Annotated in this window: 24 protein-coding genes and 1 pseudogene; 22 read left to right on the top strand and 3 right to left on the bottom strand. The window is 28.6% G+C overall.

Annotated elements, in window-relative coordinates:
- The first annotated feature begins 28 nt into the window (after positions 1–28).
- From ABWP20_RS12480 to ABWP20_RS12425, 13 genes and pseudogenes are all read left to right on the top strand, one after another.
- The gene (locus tag ABWP20_RS12480) at positions 29–271 is read left to right on the top strand and encodes a hypothetical protein (RefSeq protein WP_353096144.1); all 243 of its coding nucleotides are present in this window, start codon (positions 29–31) and stop codon (positions 269–271) included.
- A gap of 211 nt (positions 272–482) precedes the next feature.
- Entirely contained in the window at positions 483–1112 is a 630-nt protein-coding gene (locus ABWP20_RS12475; RefSeq protein WP_353096143.1) for a TetR/AcrR family transcriptional regulator, read from the top strand.
- A 15-nt stretch (positions 1113–1127) separates the two neighbouring features.
- On the top strand, positions 1128–1259 hold the full coding sequence (locus ABWP20_RS12470; RefSeq protein ID WP_353096142.1) for a cysteine-rich KTR domain-containing protein: 132 nt from the start codon (positions 1128–1130) through the stop codon (positions 1257–1259).
- 169 nt (positions 1260–1428) lie between these two features.
- Positions 1429–1791: an ABC transporter ATP-binding protein gene (locus ABWP20_RS12465; RefSeq protein WP_353096141.1), complete on the top strand. Its 363-nt coding sequence runs from the start codon at positions 1429–1431 to the stop codon at positions 1789–1791.
- Positions 1792–3177: an ABC transporter ATP-binding protein gene (locus tag ABWP20_RS12460; RefSeq protein WP_353096140.1), complete on the top strand. Its 1386-nt coding sequence runs from the start codon at positions 1792–1794 to the stop codon at positions 3175–3177.
- 2 nt (positions 3178–3179) lie between these two features.
- Complete coding sequence (locus ABWP20_RS12455; RefSeq protein WP_353096139.1) at positions 3180–4910, top strand: ABC transporter ATP-binding protein; 1731 nt, start codon at positions 3180–3182, stop codon at positions 4908–4910.
- A 789-nt stretch (positions 4911–5699) separates the two neighbouring features.
- Positions 5700–5837, top strand: a complete 138-nt coding sequence (locus ABWP20_RS18490; RefSeq protein ID WP_503012540.1) for a recombinase family protein — start codon at positions 5700–5702, stop codon at positions 5835–5837.
- A gap of 73 nt (positions 5838–5910) precedes the next feature.
- Positions 5911–6045 carry a hypothetical protein gene (locus ABWP20_RS18485; protein WP_503012539.1) on the top strand — a complete coding sequence of 45 codons (135 nt, stop codon included), beginning with the start codon at positions 5911–5913 and terminating at the stop codon, positions 6043–6045.
- A gap of 12 nt (positions 6046–6057) precedes the next feature.
- Positions 6058–6153 (top strand): annotated as a pseudogene (locus ABWP20_RS12445) (conjugal transfer protein); the annotation flags it as partial.
- 150 nt (positions 6154–6303) lie between these two features.
- Positions 6304–6954 (top strand): response regulator transcription factor, encoded by a 651-nt coding sequence (locus ABWP20_RS12440; RefSeq protein ID WP_353096138.1) that lies wholly within the window; start codon positions 6304–6306, stop codon positions 6952–6954.
- A gap of 2 nt (positions 6955–6956) precedes the next feature.
- Complete coding sequence (locus ABWP20_RS12435; RefSeq protein WP_353096137.1) at positions 6957–7820, top strand: sensor histidine kinase; 864 nt, start codon at positions 6957–6959, stop codon at positions 7818–7820.
- 113 nt (positions 7821–7933) lie between these two features.
- Positions 7934–8614 carry an ABC transporter ATP-binding protein gene (locus tag ABWP20_RS12430; RefSeq protein ID WP_353096136.1) on the top strand — a complete coding sequence of 227 codons (681 nt, stop codon included), beginning with the start codon at positions 7934–7936 and terminating at the stop codon, positions 8612–8614.
- The gene (locus ABWP20_RS12425; protein WP_353096135.1) at positions 8607–11060 is read left to right on the top strand and encodes an ABC transporter permease; all 2454 of its coding nucleotides are present in this window, start codon (positions 8607–8609) and stop codon (positions 11058–11060) included. Before ABWP20_RS12430 ends, ABWP20_RS12425 begins: the two co-directional genes overlap by 8 nt.
- A 226-nt stretch (positions 11061–11286) precedes the next feature.
- Here the strand turns inward: ABWP20_RS12425 and ABWP20_RS12420 are convergent, their stop codons facing one another.
- Together ABWP20_RS12420 and ABWP20_RS12415 are read right to left on the bottom strand one after the other, a co-directional pair.
- Positions 11287–12786, bottom strand: coding sequence for a recombinase family protein (locus tag ABWP20_RS12420; RefSeq protein WP_353096134.1), 1500 nt, complete (start codon positions 12784–12786; stop codon positions 11287–11289).
- Positions 12787–12789: 3 nt separating this feature from the next.
- On the bottom strand, positions 12790–12954 hold the full coding sequence (locus ABWP20_RS12415; RefSeq protein ID WP_353096133.1) for a hypothetical protein: 165 nt from the start codon (positions 12952–12954) through the stop codon (positions 12790–12792).
- Positions 12955–13374: 420 nt separating this feature from the next.
- Between ABWP20_RS12415 and ABWP20_RS12410 the strand changes: the two genes are divergently transcribed.
- The 9 genes from ABWP20_RS12410 to ABWP20_RS12370 all read left to right on the top strand — a co-directional run bounded on the left by ABWP20_RS12410 (position 13375) and on the right by ABWP20_RS12370 (position 21569).
- Positions 13375–13728: a hypothetical protein gene (locus ABWP20_RS12410; RefSeq protein WP_353096132.1), complete on the top strand. Its 354-nt coding sequence runs from the start codon at positions 13375–13377 to the stop codon at positions 13726–13728.
- A 441-nt stretch (positions 13729–14169) separates the two neighbouring features.
- Positions 14170–16095 carry a hypothetical protein gene (locus tag ABWP20_RS12405; protein ID WP_353096131.1) on the top strand — a complete coding sequence of 642 codons (1926 nt, stop codon included), beginning with the start codon at positions 14170–14172 and terminating at the stop codon, positions 16093–16095.
- 401 nt (positions 16096–16496) lie between these two features.
- Complete coding sequence (locus ABWP20_RS12400) at positions 16497–17309, top strand: hypothetical protein (RefSeq protein ID WP_353096130.1); 813 nt, start codon at positions 16497–16499, stop codon at positions 17307–17309.
- Positions 17310–17645: 336 nt separating this feature from the next.
- Positions 17646–18362 (top strand): hypothetical protein, encoded by a 717-nt coding sequence (locus ABWP20_RS12395; protein ID WP_353096129.1) that lies wholly within the window; start codon positions 17646–17648, stop codon positions 18360–18362.
- A gap of 127 nt (positions 18363–18489) precedes the next feature.
- Positions 18490–18762, top strand: coding sequence for a hypothetical protein (locus ABWP20_RS12390; RefSeq protein WP_353096128.1), 273 nt, complete (start codon positions 18490–18492; stop codon positions 18760–18762).
- 249 nt (positions 18763–19011) lie between these two features.
- Positions 19012–19662: a RadC family protein gene (gene radC, locus ABWP20_RS12385; protein ID WP_353096127.1), complete on the top strand. Its 651-nt coding sequence runs from the start codon at positions 19012–19014 to the stop codon at positions 19660–19662.
- A gap of 13 nt (positions 19663–19675) precedes the next feature.
- Positions 19676–19804: a hypothetical protein gene (locus tag ABWP20_RS12380; RefSeq protein WP_353096126.1), complete on the top strand. Its 129-nt coding sequence runs from the start codon at positions 19676–19678 to the stop codon at positions 19802–19804.
- 153 nt (positions 19805–19957) lie between these two features.
- Entirely contained in the window at positions 19958–21187 is a 1230-nt protein-coding gene (locus ABWP20_RS12375; RefSeq protein WP_353096125.1) for a BspA family leucine-rich repeat surface protein, read from the top strand.
- 103 nt (positions 21188–21290) lie between these two features.
- Positions 21291–21569: a hypothetical protein gene (locus tag ABWP20_RS12370; protein WP_353096124.1), complete on the top strand. Its 279-nt coding sequence runs from the start codon at positions 21291–21293 to the stop codon at positions 21567–21569.
- Positions 21570–21613: 44 nt separating this feature from the next.
- Here the strand turns inward: ABWP20_RS12370 and ABWP20_RS12365 are convergent, their stop codons facing one another.
- Positions 21614–23191, bottom strand: coding sequence for a hypothetical protein (locus ABWP20_RS12365; protein WP_353096123.1), 1578 nt, complete (start codon positions 23189–23191; stop codon positions 21614–21616).
- Positions 23192–23340: the final 149 nt, after the last annotated feature.

Genomic DNA, 23340 nt, shown 5'->3' with positions numbered 1-23340 from the left:
TGTGGCGGCATAGAAAGTTAAACTTTTTGTGTCTAAGCTATTGACACAAGTCCAAGCGGAGAGTATACCAAAGGAATATGCATTTACATCTTTTGTTTTGATACTTGAAAGATATCTTAGATTTCTAGTTAATGAAATTGAAGGTAAAAGTGAGAAAAATAATGAATTACAATTTAATTTTCATGTAGATTTTGTATATGCAAAGAATATGACAACGGTTGAAAAATATATGAATATGTACGAGCATATTGTACTAAAGAATATCGGTTGAAACAATAAGTATCCTCTCCTTATTTTTCAATATGTAGAGGATGTTTGTTAAATAGAGGTTTAGATGTCATCATAAAATATTTATACATCACCTCTAGTGATGCGTTATATCCTCTTGACATATGACTTCAAAAGTGGTATCATAAAAAACAATGTTATAGTAACGTGGTTATAGTGCTGAGGCTATAAAGAAAAAGAAAGGAGGAAATTTTATGAAAAGACAGATTGAAGGCGTAGCTGAACAGATTCTTGAATGTGCAGAGATAGAGTTCTTAGAAAAAGGATTTATGGATGCTTCTCTGCGGGATATTGCAAAATCATGTGGGGTTAGCACGAGCTCCATTTATACAAGATTCGTTGACAAGGCTGGACTTTTTGAAGCCGTTGTTTCTCCAGTTATTAACGAGTTGAAATTATGGTATGTAGATAAGCAAGAGGAATTTCATCAAGCAGATGCTAATATTCAAGTTCGGGATATGTTTTTGTATTCAAATGATAAAATTAACTTTTTCTTGGATTATCTCTATGATAACTTTACAATTTTTAAGTTGCTTACCACAAAATCAGAAGGGACAAAATACTCAACTTTTATCAATGATTTTGTAGAAATGGATGTAGAGTATACCTTGAAATTTGTTGAAAGTATTGGAAGTGATGTTATATCCTCCAGACGCATTACACCGGAGCTGCTACATATTTTGTCCAGTGCTATGTATGCCGGAATTTTTGAAACAGTCATACATGATATGTCAAAAGAAGATGCTCGCACTCATGTAAAAAAATTACGTCGCTTTTTTGTCTGTGGTTGGAAAGACATATTTGACAATAGTGATATTAAATAGAGCAAGTTCAAGGGGGTGATTTTTTTGAAAGATTGTAAAAAGTGTGTAGATGAAAACGGTTGGATTTACTGCCCATCGTGTGGTGCAAAGACCCGAACAAAAATCCAGCCTGACACAATAGCCTATAGATGGCCATTGTATTGCTGAAAATGCAATCATGAAAGTATTGTTGACATTAAGAATATGGATGCAAAATTATCATCCGAGCCAGACGCTGTGACGCCGAGCCGATAATTTGAGGAGTGACCCTACATCAAATTATCGGTTTTTATTTTGATGTAGGGTTAGCTGAGACTAACCAACAAGGAGGTTCATTATGGACAAGAAAAAGTCAGAAAGTTCACTTTCCCGATTAATGGGATTAGCTGGCGAACAAAAGAAAAAGTACATGGGTTCTATTATCTTGGCAATTTTAGGAGTAGCGGCAGGAATTGTTCCTTATCTCGCTGTCGCTCGCATGGTAATTGGCTTAATCAATGGGAACCAGGAGTCTGAATTTTATGGAGTAATGTGTCTAGTTGCAGCTGGCGGTTACTTATTAAAAGTAATATTTTCTATCTGGTCTACATCGGTTTCTCATACAGCAACATTTGAAGTTTTGAAGGAAATTCGTAAAAAAATTATTTCCAAATTGTCCCGTCTGCCTATGGGTGTTATTTTAGACACCCCATCCGGATGATTGAAAAATACAATTGTAGACCGTGTGGAAGGGCTTGAAACCACGTTAGCACATATGATTCCTGAAATATCAGCCAATATGCTCGTTCCTGTTATTCTGCTGATATATCTTTTTATTTTGGATTGGCGTATGGCACTTGTAACATTGATTACACTACCTGTCGGAATGGTCTTTGTCATGATTATGTTCCGTACATACCCAGCAAAATATAAGGGTTCTGTGGAGGCTAGCCGTCAGATGAACAATGCGGTTGTGGAATATGTGAATGGTATTGAAGTTATTAAGGCATTTAATCAAAGTGCAAGGTCTTATAAAAAATATAGCGAAGCGGTTAATTATAATGCATCTTATTCTTATAACTGGATGAAAAGCTGCCAGTGGCCAATGTCTGCATATACTGCAATCTGCCCAGCGACACTGTTGACGGTGCTACCCATAGGTTTTCTATTTTACGTTGGTGGAAGTCTTGATATTGCCGATTTTATTACGGTTATCATTGTATCTTTAGGTATTATTGGCCCAATTCTTGCCGCAAGTAACTACATAGACAGCATTGCTGCTCTTAGAACAGTAGTCGGTGAATTATGTGAGATTTTAGATGCAGAAGAATTGATACGTCCGACACAGGATGTCAAATTAAAGGATTTGACAATAAAACTTAATAAGGTGAAATTCTCATATCATGTGAACAATGAGGAAATTTTGCATGGTGTAGATTTAGAAATTAAGCCTGGAACCGTAACGGCATTGATTGGACCTTCTGGCAGCGGTAAAAGCACGATTGCAAAGCTGATTGCCGGATTTTGGGATGTAAGCAGTGGCGATATTATGCTGGGTGGTTATAGCCTGAAAAAAATTCCGCAGAAACAGTTAGCGGAAAAAATCGCTTATGTTTCACAGGATAATTATTTGTTCAATGACACGGTACGTGAGAATATTCGTATGGGGTGTAAAGGAGCTACGGACGCTGAGGTGGAGCAAGCAGCGAAAGATGCTGGGTGTGATGAATTTATCCGTGGGCTTGAAAAAGGTTATGACACCAATGTGGGTGGAGCAGGTGGTCATCTTTCTGGCGGTGAAAGGCAGCGAATCGCAATTGCCCGTGCAATGCTGAAAGGTGCACCTATCGTAATTTTAGATGAAGCGACAGCATACCTTGACCCAGAAAATGAAGCTGTTCTTCAGGTTGCAATTGGAAAATTGGTTGCAGGAAAAACACTGATTGTGATTGCACATCGTCTTTCTACCATTACAAACTCAGATCAGATTGTAGTCATTAAGGACGGTCAGATTGATACGATTGGAACACATGAGAAATTGCTCTCCAATTCTTCGCTTTATCAGGAGATGTGGAGCGCACATATCGGAGCAAAGGATGGTGAATAAAAATGATTGGTGTATTTAAAAAAATTTGGGATTTTGCCGGTTCAGAGCAAAAGAATATCCGTAATTCGATTATTTTGGGATTTATCAATGCTATCTTTCATGCAGCTCAGCTCAGTGCACTCTTTGTCATTTTGAATTCGTTGGTAACTGGAAATTCAGATAGTTCTAAGGCTCTAGCTTCATTTGGCGTGATGTTATTGAGTGTTGTCGGCAAAATTGTAACCCAATACATATCACAACTTCAAAGAACTCATGCAGGATATTTTATGGTTGCTGAAAAGCGGGTTTATATTGGCAATAAACTGAAACTTATTCCTATGGGCTACTTTAATCAGAATAGTTTGGGAAATATAACAGCAGTTGCGACAACTATTTTAAGTGATGTAGAAAATGCGGCGCCCGTTGTATTAGTTACTTCTCTTGGTGGTTTTCTCACTTCGTTGGTATTTTCCATTGCTCTTATGATTTTTGACTGGCGTATCGGATTGATTGTACTTGTTGGAATGTTCCTGTTTCTTTGTGTTGTTTCTCTTATGGAGAAAAAATCCAGACGGGATGTACCTAAGCGTCAGGCAGCACAGGCTACACTCGTTGAGACAGTGCTTGAAACAATACAGGGTATGAGTGTCGTGAAAGCCTTCAACCTTGATTTTAACAAGGGTAAGAAAGTAGACAATGCTATTGATGAGAGCTGCCGTAAGAATAGGGTACTGGAAAAGGCGATGAATCCTTATGTTGCTATACAGCAGATTATCTTGTACCTGTTCAGCGTATTGATTATTTTTGCATCGATCTATTTTTATCTCAATGGCAGTTTGTCATTGGTTTACTGCCTTATGATGATGATTGCTTCTTTCATGGTATATGAGCAGCTTAAAATTGCTGGTAGCTGTATGGCAAACTTGCGCATTACAGAAAACTCTATTAATCATGCTAATGAGATTGATGATGTTCCGGTAATGGATGAAAAGGGTTGGGATATTATCCCTAAAACACATGACATTCGATTTGATAATGTGACATTCTCATATGAAAATAAACCTGTTTTGAAATCTGTTTCTCTGACAATTCCTGATAAGAGTTTGACTGCAATTGTGGGACCTTCCGGTTCAGGAAAGACTACCCTTTGTAATCTGATTGCCCGATTTTGGGACGTAAATGGAGGAAAGGTTTCTATTGGAGGATATGATGTAAAAGATTATACACTGGATAGTCTGTTATCAAATGTTAGCATGGTATTCCAGAATGTGTATCTTTTTGATGATACGATTGAGAATAATATTAAATTTGGAAAACCAGATGCAACTCATAAAGAAGTTGTCGAAGCTGCAAGAAAAGCTTGCTGTGATGAATTTATTAAAGCTTTGCCTGATGGATATAATACCGTGATTGGTGAGGGTGGAGCCTCTCTCTCTGGTGGCGAAAAACAGCGTCTCTCCATTGCCCGTGCTATGCTGAAAGATACACCCATTGTCATTTTCGATGAGACAACAGCAAATATTGACCCTGAAAACGAGGACCGCTTACAGTCAGCTATCGAAGCACTTACAAAAGATAAGACTATTATTATGATTGCACACCGCTTGAAAACGGTACGGAATGCAGATCAGATTGTTGTCTTAGATAAAGGCCAGATTGTCCAAAAAGGGACCCATGATGGACTGATGAAAGAAAAAGGTATCTATGCAGATTTCATCGGAGTACGTAAACAGGCAATTGGCTGGAAACTTTAAATTACAGGAGGTTATTCATATGTCTACAGAAACAAAAAAACTTCAAGGGAAAGATTTAATCAATGTTGGTATTTTTTCTGCTATTTACCTAGTAATAACAATGGCGGTATCGTTTTTAAACGTTATTCCTTTTTTCAACCGTTGCTTTCTATTATTATTCCGATTGTTGGTAGTATTCCATTTATGCTGTATCTGACATTGGATTATTTCTAATGAAGGTAATCTATCATTAGAATTACAAAAGACCGAAGAATATGTATTAACCGATGATATACCATTTTAATAAGAATTATATTATTTACTTAAAATACTAGAATTGTGTATACAGGTGTTTATATTCATTAGAAATAGGTACATTTACTTAAGAAGTTAAAAGTATTAATTAATAGTTTATATTACCACCAAGGGAGTAATATCTACTTATGACATCATTATTGACTCCTCAAGGCACTGCGAAGTAGTTGTTAAGTTAGAAAGAGAATAGAAGATAGTAATATCAACAGTTTAAGCCATTGAATGTGTAGATGACATTTGATGGCTTTTTGTATGTGGAAACATATCTACTTGAAAATAAAAAAATGTAAATGAATGAGACTTTGGCAAGAGAAAAGAAAAATGTAGCAATTATACCTTCAAAAATAATTCATGATAAAAATATAAAACTAGAACTAAAGAAGCTAAGAGTGGCAGAGTTAGCACCACCTTAGAAGAACAAGAAAATAGTTATAAAGCACAAGTATCGTATTATACAGATAAGATAAAAGATAACCAAACTGGAAAAATGCAAGGATATATGAAGATGATGGTAAGTCAGCAACTAATACAAAAAAGAGAGATGACTTCAATTCAATGATAGATAACTGCATGGCAGGGAAAATAGATATGGTTATAACAAAATTTGTTAGCAGGTTTGCAAGGAACACTTGAGTTACTAATTACTATCTTAAGCAGTCAAGCACAATAGGAGAGTAGAAATCTAAGTGAGAATATAAAATGGGGTATGACAAGAAGGTTTGAAGGTGGAATAGTATCAGTAAATCATAAGAAATTTATGGGATATACAAAAGATGAAAATATTGAATTAGTCATAGTTCCTAAAGAGGCAGAGATAATAAAAAAATATTTAGGAAAGTAGCTAAAAAGATGAGATGAAATAACTATGATGGGTATTAGGAAATGTATTTTTCAATTAAGCAATGTAAAACCATTTCTATTAAATAAGTTTGATATTGCAAAATATAAAAAATAATCAGCTTTAAGAATATTATAGAGACATATATTTGATATAATAGTATATATAATAAAATGTGAAAAAAGTAATAGCATGAGTGAAATTTAAGAATCTTTTAGTTAAGTTATTATAAGAATTATGACAGAAAGCTAGGTGAATTATTTGTATAAAATTTTACTTATTGAAGATGATAAAAAAATTTCAATGCAGATACGAGAGTTTTTAGAAAAAATGGATTATAAGGTTACTATTGCAAATTCTTTTGAAGATGCAATTTCAAAAATAGATGGATATTTTGATTTGGCATTGTTAGATATAAATCTGCCAGATAAAGAAGGAATTGGACTTTTGAAGATTCTAAAAGATAAAGAGATACGGGTAATAATAACTACAGTTAAAAATGATGAAAAATTTATAGTTAATTCTTTAGATAATGGTGCCGATGATTATTTAACTAAACCTTTTAATTTAAGTGTATTAAGAGCTAGAATAGATGCTACTTTAAGAACATTTCCCATAAATTCTGGAAATAGAATTGAGTATAAGGACTGCATTTTAGATATTGGTAGTGGAACTATTTATTATAAAGGTAAATCTGTAGATTTAGCTGCATTAGAATTTGAAGTTTTGTCATTATTTATAAAAAATCCTAATAGGATATTTACTAGAAATCAATTGTTGACAATGTTCTGGGAAGATAGGAATCAATTTGTAAATGATAATACCCTTACAGCTACAATAAAAAGAATAAGGGATAAGACTTCGAAATCTATAATTACTACAATACGTGGGATTGGATATAGGATTGATTAATTATGATATATTTATTGTGGATTTTTAGCTTGATTTTTATATATTTAATAATGAAAAGAAAACAGAAAAAACGTATAGATGAGATTTTATATTTAATAGATAGGTTAAATCACCAAAATTATTCTATCCCTATGAAACAGGATTATTTTACAATACTAGAGGATCAAATTTACAAATTATTTCTTAGAATAGTTGAAGAAAAAGAGCAAATAAAAAAACTTTCTGGTATACAAATAGAAAATTTAGAGAACATATCTCACCAAATTAAAACTCCAATAACTACCATGTTATTTGATTTAGAAATGCTAGAAAAAGATGAAAAAAATTCTGAAGAAATTGAAAAATCGATTACTCAATTAAATAGACTAAATTCACTTACAGAGATATTATTAAAATTATCTAGTTTAGATGCCCAAATAGAAAATATGCAGTGCGAACCTATATTAGTAGAGGAAATTTTTGATTATGCTTTAGAGATATTAGAAGAAGATATAGATAGAAAAGATATAAAAATTACAAAAAACTATAATGGAGAAAGTATACATGTTGATTTCTATTGGATGAGTGAAGCGATAATAAATATTTTAAAAAATGCAATAAATTTATCTGAATGTAGTCTTATAAAGATTAAGAGTATAGATAATCCTATATTTACCAATATATTTATTGAGGATAATGGAGGTGGGATAAAAGAAGATTATATAGATAAAGTATTTCAGAGATTTTATAAAACTCCAGACTCAAATGGTTTTGGTATAGGACTTTCAATGGCAAAGACTGTTATAGAAAATAATAATGGTGAAATAAAAGTAGAAAATGGAAAAAAAGGTGCTATATTTAATATAAAGATATATAAAGCAAATTAAGAAGAAGGATTTTAACTAAAATCCTTCTTCTTGTTATAATAAAATATAAAAATCACTTTAAAATCATTTTCATTTTATATAATTAATGTAATAAGAAAATTAGGAGGATTAAAATGGAAATATTAAGGATTGAAGATTTAATAAAAATATATGGTGAGGATGAGAACAAAGTAAGTGCATTAGATGGTATTAGTCTAAAAGTAAAAAGAGGGGAATTTATTGCTATTATTGGTCCAAGTGGCTCTGGTAAGTCTACATTACTTCATTTAATAGGTGGGGTAGATACGCCAACAAAGGGGAAAATTTATATAGATGGAGTAGATATTTTAAAATATTCTTCAAAAGAACTTGCTTTGTTTCGTAGGAGAAAAGTGGGGCTTATTTATCAATTTTATAATCTGATTCCCAATATAACAGTAAAACATAATATAGAGTTGCCATTAAAGTTAGATAAATGCTCGGTAGATAAATCATTTATGGATGATATAATTTCTAAACTAGGAATAGAATCTAAACTAAATAGTTTTCCAAATGAACTTTCAGGAGGACAACAGCAAAGAGTTGCAATAGCTAGAAGTCTTATATATAGTCCATCTATAGTACTAGCAGATGAACCTACTGGGAATTTGGATAGAAAAAATTCTCAAGAAACAATAGATATTTTAAAATATTTTAATTATACTTTAAAACAAACTATAATTGTTGTTACCCATGATGAAAATGTAGCATTACAAGCAGATAGAGTAATAACTATTATAGATGGCAAAATTGTAGGAGATGAATTAAATGAATAAAAAAAATATTTCAATAATCATTTCTGTATTTATAGCCGCTCTTGTAGTTTCGATTTTGGGATATATTTTAGTAACTCAAAGATTAGAACTTTATAACGAATCTAGACTAAATATGCCAGAGGATATAACTTTATATTCGAAGATAGATAAAAAAATAATAAAAGAAATTGAAAAATTACCTAATGTAAAAGAAATTGGATTAAAATCGGATGAAGAATCTATGAAACTAGATGATAATATATTTATTTTAGAAAAATATGATGAAGTATATTTTTCTATGCAGAAGAATATTTTAAAAGAAGGTAAGTTTCCAAGCAAGACAAATGAGATATTAATATCTGAAAAAACTAGCAAAGAATTAAATCTTAATATTGGAGATACTAGGTTACTAGAGAAAGGAAACAGATTATTAAAGGGGAAAGTAATATCTCCTACAAGAGGGTATAATAAAAATGAAATATTTGAAAAATCTGCATCACATGAATATAAAATCTCTGGAATATATAAGACAAAGAACAGTAATAATCTACAAAGAATTTATTCGAACATAGATAATAATAATAATAATAAATATTATCCTTGTATAAAGCTTGAAAAATTGACTAGAGCATATGAAACTAAAAATGATATAAAGGAGATTGTTGGGAAAAATAATTATGTTATTATGAATGAGAGTTTACTTAGAGTTTTTAGTATAGATGAAAATGGATTCAATATTTCAAGATTTTTAATAAATATGATATTAGTTCCTGCGATATTAATTATTATTTTCACTATGATGATAAAAAATATATTTAATATTTGGGGGATATATAAAATTAGAGAGTTTTCTATATATAAATCTATAGGTGCTACGAATTTTCAAATATATAAACTTTTGTTTAAAGAAATATTTAAGATATCAGTTATTCCATTAATATTAGGCGAAATTTGTGGGCTATTGATTATTAAGGCTGTTTTCCTAAATTTGTTTTCTTTACAACAAAAACTAGTAGTTGGAAAAATGTTGGAATTTAATTTCAATTGGAGTTCAATTATTTTAATAAATTTTATATTGCTTGCTATTTTGATAATATCAACTACATTTCCAACTAGAGTAATTTCAAAAATAGAGATATTAGATGGATTAAAGGAAAATATTAAGAGTAAAAAATTTAAAAAGAAAAAATCTGAAAATATATTTAAAGAGTTAAGGCTAAATAATCGTAAGTTACTAAGACCAGCTTTAGTGGTTATGACAGTTGGATTGATTTTAACAGGATCTATTGTTTGTATAAACACTATAGATAAATATAATAAAGAGAGATATAGTTATGACAGAGATTTTAATATTAAACTAAGATATAGTACAGAAAATAATATATATCCAGAAGTTTTTCCAAGAATAAAAGAAGAATTTCAACCCGAAAAAATATTTACTTCTATTAGTAAGCGATATCTAGTAGATAATTCCACAATGGAATATAGCAATGAATTTAATAATATAGGATTTAATCCTGGTTTTAATGGAATATTTTATGATAAAGAAAAAAACTTATTATATGCTACTTTAATAGGATTAGATGATGAAAACTTTTTGAAACTTACTGACAATAAAAATGATGTGGTTCTTATAAATCTTGTTCAGAAAGATTCAAAAGAATTTTATAAAGATGCAGAATTCATTCCATATTTAGATGAAAAAACTAATGAAATAGAGGCAAAATTATTAGATGATTTTAATATACAAAAAATCAAAATAACGAAAAAAATAGAGCATTTTATTGAAAATCAAGAGCAAATAGATTTGTATGATATTGTATTAGTTACTTCTATTGATAACTTTCAGGAAATTATGAAAGAGTCTAGAAGAGAATTTGAACGAAATGACATGGAGTTTCCAATTCTATATTACAATATGGATATGAAATTTAAAGAAGAAAATGTTGGAAAATATGCTGATAGAATAAGGTGTATAATGGAAAATCATATTGATGCAAATGAAAAATACTTTGTAAGAGATAATATATTAGACAATAGAATGGAAGAACTTAATAATCAAAGTTTACATTTTTTAGGAATTTTAGTATTGGTGACTGTAATTTTATTGAATATAGCTAATTCATATTCATCAACAAATCTAATGTTTTTTAATAGGAGGAGAGAAATTGGAATTTTATTAAGTAATGGAATGTATGATAAAGATTTAGAAAAGATGTTTATAAAGAATATGATAAAAGATATAATAACATCTATCATTTCATCAATAGTTATAATAATAGTATGTATAGGATCATTGATAATGACACTTCCTTATTTAGATATTGTAAAGTATATGGAAATGATTCCTTATGCATTTATTATAGGAATGTTTCTAATAATAACTATATCAAGCTATATCATATATTATTTTGCAATGAAGAAAGTAACAGGTGAAGATATCATTAATATATTAGTGAATTATTAGTGGAATAATTCACTAATATAAGAATATTTTCTTAGAGAAACAAAGTATTTCAATATATATTTTATGTTTTGGCATTATTAATAATGTAAAACTTATATTTTTATATTATCACTGGAAAAAATTTATATGAAACAACAGATATAAATATATCCATATACCAAGGGGATAACATCAACTTATGAAATTTTTATTGTCAACTCAACCCATGTTGAGTGTTTATCACAGATTACGAAGCTAAAAAATTAGAAGCCGAGGGGTCGGCAAATTTGTAATAAATTTTTACTGACCCGTTTTCTTCTACTTCAACTTTTTCTACAAGCTGTGTTAGTATTTCATTTGTGATTTCACTAAATTTTAATGCTTCTTCTATTTCTGATTTAAATGAGTTTAATTTTTCAATGACATCATTAGGATTTTGTTTTTGAAGCTCAGATTTTTCAAGTTCCAACTTATTTATATTTTTTGTCAATTCTTCATCTTTGTTTTTGTAATCTTCTTTTGCTATAGTTCCATCTAAAAGGTTGTCCAGTAAAGAATTTTTACGGTTTGTTAATCTTTCTATTTCTATTTCTATCTTTTTTATTTTACCTTTACTACCTTTTTCATTTTTTTCAATTTTTACTTTAAACTTGTTTAGGATTTTATCAGAGCTAAGTTTTTCTGAAACTTGTCTAATATCTTCTAAAATCAGTTCTTTCAAATCATCTTCTCTTACATAATGCTGAGTACAAGCTATTTTTCCGTGTTTAATGTGTTTTCCACACATATAGCCTTGTCTATTCTGACGATACCATAGACCTCCACCACAATCGCTACAAAATATCAAGTTAGTAAAAAGATGCCTTTGTTCTTTTATTTTTCCCCTACCTTTGGCTTTTTTACTAGTGATCAATCTTTGAACTTTTTCAAAATCTTCTTTACTGATGATTGCTTGATGTGTATTTTCAATAATTATCATATCTTCTGGTTTAATTTGTTTTCTTTTCTTATTTACTACTGAAATTGTTGTTTCTCTGTTTTGAACTAGATCACCTTTATAGTGAGGATTTTGTAGTATTTTTTGAATTGTAGTGCTATGCCAATACAACCCAGCATTTCGTTTCCCTGCTATTCTGGCAGGAGTAGGATGTCCTTTTTCTGTTAAGGTTTTAGCTATTTTATGATAACCCCATCCATTTATGAACTTTTCAAAGATCCATTTAACAACTTCAACTGTTTCATCAGTTTTTAGATATAGTTTTTTGTCTTTCAGTTTATACCCATACGGGGGAGTAGACCCGACAAATTCACCATTTCGATATTTAGACTTAAAAGCATCCTTCACTCTGTTTGAAGTAGTTTGACTTTCATTTTGTGAAAACCAAGCGTATAATCCAAATAATTGCTTGTTTCCAGTGATTGTATTAATAGCATTATCAAGAGTTATTAAGTCTATATTTAATTCTTGTAGAATATTTTCAAGTTCATAAGAGACTTTAGCATCACGAGAAAGTCGAGATAATTCTTTTACTATTATTACATCAAACTTTTTCTTTTTAGCATCTTCTAACATTCTTAAAAACTCAGGTCTATTAGTTGTTGTCCCACTTTCAACGTCTATATATACCCCAGCAAATGTAAATCCTTGATCCTTTATGAATTGAAGAAACAAATTTTTTTGATTTTCTAAGCTATCTTCTTGTTCAAACTTACTTGTACTTACCCTAATATAACCTACTGCTTTCATTTTCTAAGCCACCAACCTTTCTTGGTTGATGACTGCACCTGCTTGAATCTTATTATACAGCTCTTCAAACTGGCTTTCAAGCTCATCTTCAACAATTTGTAAAAGTAAATCTTCTAATTTTTCTTGATTATTATATACTCTTGTAACTTCTAATTTTGTTTTTTTCATTTTGTATATTCCTCCTTAATAATTTCATTAAGGAAAATATAGCAACTAATAAAATATATATTTCCATTAAAACGGAAACAAAAATAAATATAAACTTTATAGAGTTTATAAAATTATTATAAAAACCCTGTAAAAGATCGAATATTTATAAAAAACGAGTTTATAATTATATGAAAATAAATAAAATAGGTCGGATGGTAAAAAAGGAGTAGAGTAACTTTGCAGTTCTCTCTTGAATTCATAAAGTCAGGAAATTTTAAAGGATATTGAACGTTAGTGAAATAACCTATTTAGGATAAGATTTTTAACTGGTTATGAATTCTAAGGGGAGGAGCTGAGGGTGAAATACTTCTTTTTTTGTTTGGAAATTCTAAGGGGAAAAGAGAAACTAAAAAACTAAAAAAAGAGGAGGAGAGTGTTATGAAAAAAATATTATTTCTAATTTTGATTATTTCTATATTAATGTCTTTTTCATCAAAATTAGTAGCTAATCTTACAAGTGATTTTATACATGACATTAATACAAGTTTAGGGGGAACTATCAAAATACGAAAGATAAGTAATAGCAAGGCTTTAGATAGTAATATAAAGGCTTTAAATGCCTTTATAAGTGATTTAAAAGATAATAGGATGAACAATATAGATAATGCTATAAACTTTGATTTAGACGTTATACAAGCCTTATTCATTAAAAATTTCAATGTTATAAGTGGCTTATTATTAATATTATTGCTATCATCTTTAATAGTTCTTTCAAAAGTAATAAAAGATTAAAGAAGAAGCAGTTGCTTCTTCTTTAAAACTTAGTCAAACATCTTTGGACTAAAAATATTTGTCTTTTTATTATAAAATGTGTAAAAGAAAATAAGATACTAAAGACAAATAAAAAAATGTTCCAGTCGCTAATTAGTTCTACCAAAACTGATTAACCGATTGCCACTTTGAAACGGAAAGTAGAACAATCACTTACTGAAACATACATATATAATAATTATATATATGTATTAGTGAATTATTCAAAAAAATGTTCTTATCTATATATATTCAAGGTGCTATCGGTTTAACGACTGTATAGCACTTTTTTATTGAAAACTAAAGAGAATTCGAAGTAGAGAGAGAAGATGATTTAGGAAATACACATTTAATAGATACTTACGATGGAACGTGTAAAGCGTTTCGAGTTCTCCTTTTAAAAACGAAAAGGAGGATTTTATTATGAAAAAAATTGAAATTAAAAATTATGATGATTACAGAAAAATAGTCGATATTGAAAGATTAGAAAAACAAATAACAGAAATAAGAGAAACAGTAGATTTTGATGAAGAAGTTGAAACTTTATTAAAGTTTTTTAAACTTCTATATCCTGACCTTAATGAATTAAATGAATATAAGAAAAAAGAAGAAATTCTTCAAATAGCATTATTTTATATTTCGCCAAAATTAAATAAGGAACTAAAGGGAAATACTAGAGGGCAAAGAGGTATTAGCAGTTATAATCCATATGTTCCACATTTTCTAAAAAATGAATTAAATAAGTATTTTTATTCAGGCGGGGCTTATAACGTTTATTATTCATTAGGGCTTTCTTTACAATATATGAAGAATAAAAATTATGATCCTTATGCTTCGAAAGAGGAAAGGTTTGGAAATGAGAATATTAGTAAAAAACATATAAAGGTTTATAGAAATAATAATGAGAATACACTGTATCTAGGAGCATTAGCTATCGATATAGATGCTTCTACAGTAGAGGAATTAGAAGATAATATTAAAAAATGTGATGACATAGAGGACAAACTAAATATTAATAGTATTAAAATCAATTCTTCATTTACAGGACAACAAAGAGTATATTTATTAGACAAGCTATACACAGACAAAACTCTTTTAGAACAATTTATGAAGTCTTTTTATGAAGCAGGGGTTAATGTAGATCCAGTAGTTAAAGATATTTCAAGGATTTTAAGACTTCCAGTTGGTTTAAATACAAAGGCGTTTGATATTAAAAAGTGTTTTAATACTAAGTCAATTTATAAAGTTGAATGGATTAATAAAGATGATAATTTTGAAAGATATAATCCTGACGAACTTATAGACTCTTTAAAATCCTTAAAGGTAAGGGATTTTATTAATACAGAAGTAGCAAGAGGTGATAAAGTATCAATCAAAAAACCAAAGAAAGTTTTCTACCAGCATTCAAAAGAAAGTAATATTGAATTTATAAAGAAACAGCTAGAAGGATACAGAGGTGATGAAGAGTATTTTAATAATACATATAACTGTTTATCATATAAGGAAATTCCTGAAAGTGTGCTAAAAATGTTTTCTTTTACTCATTCTAATGTCGGATGTGCTTCAATCGGCTATCGAAATAAAATTTTGAGGGTTTTGAATTATTATTTAGACTTTATTTATCCTTTACCTTTAAGTGAAAAACAAAAACATTATATATTAGATGTTTGGGCTTTAAATGTTGATTTAGACAATAGAAAGTATCAAATTGACTATGTGAGGGAAAATAAACAGTATTTAAAACCAAATGATCCTGAAATAGTAGAGCTTTTTGGAGAAACAGATTTTAGTATTAAAAAGGGTGGATATGTTTATATAAGCAATATGTTAATAGATAAATTTAAATATCTTAAAGGTAATAGTTTCAGCCTATTTCTAAAGATGTTAATTAATGAAGCAGACAATGGTATAGGTGTATATACAAAAGAGGATTTATTAGAAATTACAAAAATAAGTTCCCGTTCAGCTGAAAGATATTTAAAAGATTTAGTAAATGCTGAACTAATTATAAAAAGAAAATCAAAAGATAGAAAAAATGGAGATAAAACAGAGTTCTATACAAATCCCAAGTATAGGGATTATAACCTCGGATATGAAAAATTCAGAGCTATTCACGTTGAGAATGATTTAGAAAAGTTAAAACAAAATGAATTAAAGGTTTATTATTATTTACTCTTAAAATCTGGCGATCATGGACTTAGAAAAAGCAAAAGAAATATTGCAGAAGACTTATGTATTAATCATTCATCTATAACAAAGATAACTAACAAATTAGATGAATTAGGTTATATTAGGAAGGTAAAAGAGGGGGAGGGTTTTTATCAATCAAATAAATATTTAATAAGATAATTTCTATCTTTGCCAATTATTCACCACCCTCAAAAAATGGAAAAAAGGGTTTGTAATGTTGCTATAAACAATATTACAGCCTTTTTCTTTTTCTTATCTTTGCCAACTATTCACCCTATACATAATAATAATTAAAAATAAAAAAATAGAAAAAAAGTTTTTTGTGCTTTTTTTAGTTTTTAGGAAATAGTTTATATTTTAAGACTTTTAATATGTATTTAGCATATAGCAAAAATATATCAGTTAAATAAATTTATATAGTTAGTGAGTTGCATTGACAAATTATATAAGCTATAGTTTTTGTATAGAGCTTATCGATTAATGAAGAGATGCATATACTTCATATTTAAACTGGTTATTTAAATTGAAATGAATTTTACTTTGAGATAAGGGAGGCTATTATGAAAATAGAAGAATATATAAAGCTTAGAAAAACCCAAGATAGTATAGATGAATTTGATCAAAAAAAGAAAGTAGAGAATTTGCATTCAATTATAGACTATGTTTTTGAATATTTTATAACTTATGTTGATATTAATGCTTTAGAAAAGAGAAAAGTAGAAAAAGATGAAAAAGTAATTAAATATCAAAATCAATTAAGAGAGTATAGTGATGAAACACAAAGATGGCTATTAAAAATATATGCAGAATATGATATAAGATTAAATATAAAAATCAGGAATGCATTAAATGATAATGATATGTTTTTATTATATGGAGATGAAGCCCATTTTAGGAAAGCCACTTTTCAGTGTTATGCAAAACTTTCTAAAAAAAATAATTTCTTAGAGAATTACACAGAAGAACTTTTTGATTTTGTAATAGATCAGCATAGAATTTGGAGCATGAACTATACGGAGAATTCTGAAAAAACCAAAATTTTAATGACATTTCCTGATAGCGTTGTAAGATATATAGAAAATACTTGGAAAAAATATCATGTGAACTTACTGGCTTGGGGTTCTAAATATGCCGATTCATTTGCTAATGAAGTATGTATCTATAGGTATGATTCAAAAGATAAAGAATATGACGTCAAAAAAGAAAAGAATAAATTTAATTTAAATATTAAATATTCACAAGTATCGGATATTCCATATATCAAAGGTAAGAAAAACTATCTAGAGCTGATTGTAATGTATTTCTGGTGCACTACAATTGTTGGTGAAGAGGAATATTTAGAAGAATATATAAAGAAGTTTGCTGAAAAATAGAATTTAGCTATTCAACAAATTATAAGAAAAACTGTTGTCTTAGAACATACTTTATTGAATATTTTAAGTTTTACAGTCTAATATAAGGTATAACGAATATTAAAGGTAAGAAAACAAAAGGTGTAGAGTAGCTTTCGTGATAAGTCTTTGAAAAAAAGCTCTCTTAAAGAAATCAAAAAGGTAGGAAATCTAAAAAAAGGTCGGAGCTTACAATGGGTTAGATTTTCTCTGTAAAGAATTCTTTATGAGAGGACTTATAGAAGGTGAAATACTCCTTTTTTCAGATTGTTATAAATAAAAATAAAAACTAAACGAAAACAAGGAGGATGATTGTTTATGAAGACAATTAAAATTAATGTAAAAGAGGTAAGGGAAATATTTGATGACTTCACTTGGGATTATATAGATAGTATAGAGTTTAGATATGTTGATTATTTAATCTTCAATAGTTTTGGTGGAGGTTTCGAGTCTGATAATTTTGAGTTTGAACTAAAAGATCGTGGTGATTATTATGATGAAATGACTGAGGATGAGATAAGAGAAGAAGTATTAGAAAACCTTAGAGAACTACATGATAATTTAACAGATTGTGAAGAGTATCAGGAATATCAAGAAAGGCTTTTTTATGATAATTTAGCAGAAATATCATTAGAAGTTGATGATGAAGACATAGTAAATAAGATTTTAGAGAAAAACAATGCTAATGAATTAGAATTGATAAAGTGTGAATATCAGATCCAATATCCAAATCAATACCAAAAAGATCTTATATATTGTCATGATTTAGATTTGAGTTTTGAATTAATAAACGAAACCTTTAGAATTTGCTATTATTACATGAGTTTTGGTGATTACGAATTTTCCGATAAATTTGATATAGAAGATATAATTCAAGAGTTAGAAGATGAAGATTACGCTGAGGTTGTAAATAACCTTATATTTATAAAGGATAATTTTGAAAAGTTTAAAACAATATATAAAGAAATTGACGAGGAAATCACATACAAGCTAGGAGAAGAGTTATCTAATCTTAAAAGTGAATATGGTATTTAATAAGAAAGACCTACACTAGGTCTTTTCTTTTACCTAAAAATGATATTCTGTTTTAATGGAAAGCATATTATCTTCATATGTAATTATAAATATGTAAGATAAAACAAATAGAAAGGACAAGTTATATATGCAAAAATTTAAATTAGGAAGAATTTTAATTACAAGAGGTATTGCTGACATTTTTGGGCAAGATTTTTCTTTAGAATTGTATGAAGTGTTAATTAGACATTCAAGTGGTGATTGGGGTGATGTGCCTGAAGAAGATAAAACATCAAATGAAATTGCCCTTAAAAAAGGTTATAGAATAATAAGTTCTTATAAGTTAAGGAAAACTCAAATATGGGTGATAACTGAAGCTGATAGATCTTCCACACTAATATTGTTGCCAGATGAATATTAAAACAGTAAAAAATAGTCCTGAAAAATGGGCTATTTTTTTGTGCAAATGTTTAGTTAAACCTAATATTTCTTATAGAAACACCATTCCTTCAGTATAGTACAACAAGATAAAAAACAATGGTAAGAGATAAAAAGGTCGGAATTCTTTAAAAGGTTGGAACTTCTTAGGAATAGGAAACCAAGAGGTTAAGATTTCTGATACTTATTATCTCTTTTTGTGTTTTTTGAAAACGGAAAGGGAGGAATAAGAATGTTAGGTCAATTAAAGTTAATCGAAGAAAAAGAAATTAAAAAGGAAAATGGAATTAAAGAGAGGGCAGAGCAATATGGAGTAGATACTTTATTCAATTACGAAGCATTAGCCCTAATAACAGGTATTAAAGAAGATGTTTTAGAAAGGTTTAAATCTTTAAGAGAAATTAAAGAAGAATTACCACTGTTAGGTATAACAAAGGTCCAGAAGCTTAAATTGGAAGCATTTTTTAATATGGCAATTCGATTTAGTAAAGAAAGTAGAGGAAATAAAGCTAAGATAACAAGCCCTGAAACAGTTTCAAATCTACTTATGGATGAAATGAAGTTTTTACAAAAAGAAGAGTTTAGAGTCGTATTTTTAGATACTAAAAATCAAGTCACTAAAATTGAGACAATTAGTGTAGGAACTTTAAATGCTTCAATAGTTCATCCAAGAGATGTATTTAGGTCTGCAATATTAAACAGTTCAAACAGTATAATTTTGGTTCATAATCATCCAAGCGGAGATCCTACACCTTCAAATGAAGATATAAATATCACTAATAGATTAATTGATGCTGGCAATCTAATAGGTATTAAGGTGTTGGACCATATCATCCTAGGTGATAATCGGTATATTTCTTTTAAAGAAAAAAACTTAATTTAGGGAGGAAATTAAAATGGAAAAAGAAATTAATAAAAGCGAAATAGAATTTTTTGATTTTATTTCAAAGGAAAAAGAAAATGAATACGATTGTATTATGGACAAACTATTTTATGATTATGAAAATGATTTATTCATTCCATAAGAGAGAACTCTTAGCTAAAAAAGCTAGGAGTTTTTCTATTGGTAAGGCTTGATAGAGCTAAGCTTTTTGAATATTTAAGTCTTGAATCTATATAATATTATGAAGTTGTGATATTAACATTGAAAAATAAAAATACAAGGAGGATGATTTTTAATGAACAAAAGAGGATTTACGCTTATTGAATTAATTGTAGTTATAGCAATTATAGGAGTATTAGTATTAATAGCAACACCAAAAATTTTAAACTATACGGTAGAAGCTAGGGAAGCAAGGATTAAACATGACATAAAAGTAGCCGAAAATGAGGTAGAGATATATTTAATAAAAAATGAAGCACTACCTAATAGTTGGAGTTATGTAGATGGTAATATATTAGAGCAAGCAAAATCAGATGGTAAATTGTATGATAGGAATGGTTTAGTTACAGATGAAATAGAAGGTGCTTTTAATATATTTACCATACCAGTTTATGCTGATGAAGTATTTGGAAGACAGTATAAAGAAATATCGAATGACTTTATAGACAGTAAAGAAAAAGGTAAATTTTATGTGAGTGAAGTAAATTCAAAAGTATATTATGTAGATGTGAAAATGGAAGGTACTAAACCAGAAGATTCTAATGTCAAATATACACTAGCTACAGATGCTGATTTTAGTGGAGCTAAGAATGGCCTTTTTAAATACACAGGAACAGATGAATATGTAGAAATCCCACATTTTATAAACGGAGTTGAAGTTACATCATATGCAAGTATGTTTAGTAATACATCTGTTAAAGGTGTAAAATCTACTAATCCAAATATAACTTATATGAGTAATATGTTTTATAATAGCAAAGCTACAGAGCTTGATTTGAGCGAGCTAGATACATCCAATGTTATTGATATGGGTTCTATGTTTATGGGAAGTCAAGCTACTAAAATTATAGGCTTAGATGGTTTAGATACATCAAAAGTAACTAATATGCAAAGTATGTTTAATAAAAGCCAAGCAACTGAATTAGATTTAAGCAGTTTCAAAACTACAAATGTAACTAATATGGGGACAATGTTCCAAGAAAGCAAGGCAATCAAGATAGATTTAAGTAGCTTTAATACATCAAATGTGACTAGGATGGATAGTATGTTCAAAAATAGCCAAGCAACTGAATTAGATTTAAGTAGCTTTAACACTTCTAAAGTAGATAATATGTATCAGATGTTTACTAATAGTAAAGTAATAACGCTTGATTTAAGCAGTTTTGATACTGCAAATGTAACTAATATGAGTGCTATGTTTTATGATAGTGAAGCAACAGTTGGATATGCACGGACTCAAGAAGATGCAGATAAATTTAATAATACTGCCAAACCAACAAGATTAAACTTTATAGTAAAGCAATAGAAGAACCGAAATGCTAGACATAGTATAATTCTGTTTTAATGGAAATGATTTAAAAATACCTTGCTATATTTAATTTAAATATAAAATATAGGAGGTAGTTTAAATGTTAAAAAGAAAATTTGAAATTAAAGATGTTATAGTGTCAGATACAATACCAGAAGAAATTTATTCAGAGATTTCATCAAAACTTATAGAATATTCTATTGGCATTTGGGGAGATATTAGTCCAGGAGTCAAAAAACATAATAAAGAAGTTCTTAAATTGAGAGAAGGTGTAATTATAGGGTCATATATGATTAATAACTATACAGTTTATTTTTTTACAGACCTTGATACTAAACAAACCCTAATTATCCCAGCGATAGATTTAATAATAAAATGATTTAAAAATTTTTAATAAAAAGAGGCTATTTTAAGCCTCTTTTTCTATGGAATAAAATCTTTATTATATAATTCTTCAAACTCGCTTAGTAGATTTTTAATATCATCTAAGGTTAGATTATTATATTGTTCAATATGTTCATCAAAAATATTAATAGATTTATATTTTTCACTGACAATATTATTTATCTTTTCATTGATTTTCTTAAACCTTTGATTAGTTCTTTCAAATAGCCTTAGATCATCATTTTTAGCTTTTTTTAATTCTTTCATCTTAGGCTCTATAACGTTAAGCATTTCTTTAAGTTTTTCATTTTCCTGAGTTAATTCTATTATTTTATCTTTATTTTCTTCTTTCCCTTTAACTTTTAGCTGGTGAATTTTTTTCATATTATTACTTATTTTATTTCTATAATTTTTCTCATTATCAATATTCTCATATTCAAATAATTCAAATTCATTATCACTATTTATATATTGAGTTTCACTATCTTTATATAAAATTTCTATATAAGCACGTTTATTAATGGCCCTTCTTAAAATTTCTTCTTTATTTATAATAAAATTTCTTAATTTGGTTATTCCATATTGAAGGGTAATTTTAAATTCTTTTATTTCTTCAACCGTATAAGATGATTGATTTAAAAATTTATCTATCAAATTTAAGTCCCTTTTTTGATAACCAGCAACTCTTGGGGTTAAAGGGCTTAAATTGTTTGCTTCTATACTAATATCTATATACTCTTTACTAAATCCTATATCAATGAATTCTGTTAGAATACGATCCCTGTTTGTACGACTTTTTTCTATTGTATATCCGAATAAACTGAGGAACATTTCAAATAATTCAAAGTTTAAAGATAGGTAAAAACCTACATTTATAAAAAATTTCTTTTCATAATTTTTTTCATAAGTGCCATCATTTGCTTCATCTTCAAAGTCATAAAATGTTTGTTTTGTTACATCAAATTCCTTCAATGAGCTTAATAATGGAAATTCTTTACCTACCTTTTCTAAGATTTTTAAATCTTGATTGATATTAGTAATAAGGGCATCTAATAATTCTTCTATATCATCTATTTTTAAAATAGACTCATCATCAACAGTTGCAGTTAATGTCTGTATATTATACTTTATTTTATTCCTTATTAATTCAGCAACCTTTTCTTTATAATCTTCAATATAATCTAAATCACTTATTAAATCGAAGTATTTATCGATTTCTTTCAATCTACTATTAGTATAATCATCCATTAAATTATTAAATATGCCAAGATTTTCATTATTTAAGTACCTATTATAGAGTATTTCAGTTATATCAATCTTCTCTGTTTTTCTATCTTTCTTTAATGCCAAAACTATTCTATCTAAATTTATTCCATTTCCTAAAATAGCTTTTTTAAAATCCTCTTTTTTATAAACAGTCTCATTGTCTTTATAGTGTTCTTTCCATTTTTCTACAAAGTCCAAAACTGCTTTCTTATAATCTTCTTCACAATCCTCTTTAGGTTTGTTAGTATCTAAAAAATCTTCTTTTTTAACTGCAGTCCTGCATCTTCTAATCCAATGTTCTAGTTGTAGCAAATCATAATTTTCTATTTTTTCTTTAAAGAGTTTATTCATAAAATCTCCTCCTTCATTTCCATTATAACAGAAGCATTAAAAAAGTTGCTATTTTTAATGTCATTACTGAAAAAAGAATAAAAAAATACACCTATCTGCGAAATAGGTGTATTAATTCAAATTGCTTACAAGCTTTGAGTATCTTGTAA

The sequence above is a fragment of the Tissierella praeacuta genome, assembly GCF_040396155.1.
Lineage (GTDB): Bacteria > Bacillota > Clostridia > Tissierellales > Tissierellaceae > Tissierella > Tissierella praeacuta_A.
This window is presented reverse-complemented; position numbering and strand designations above follow the sequence as displayed.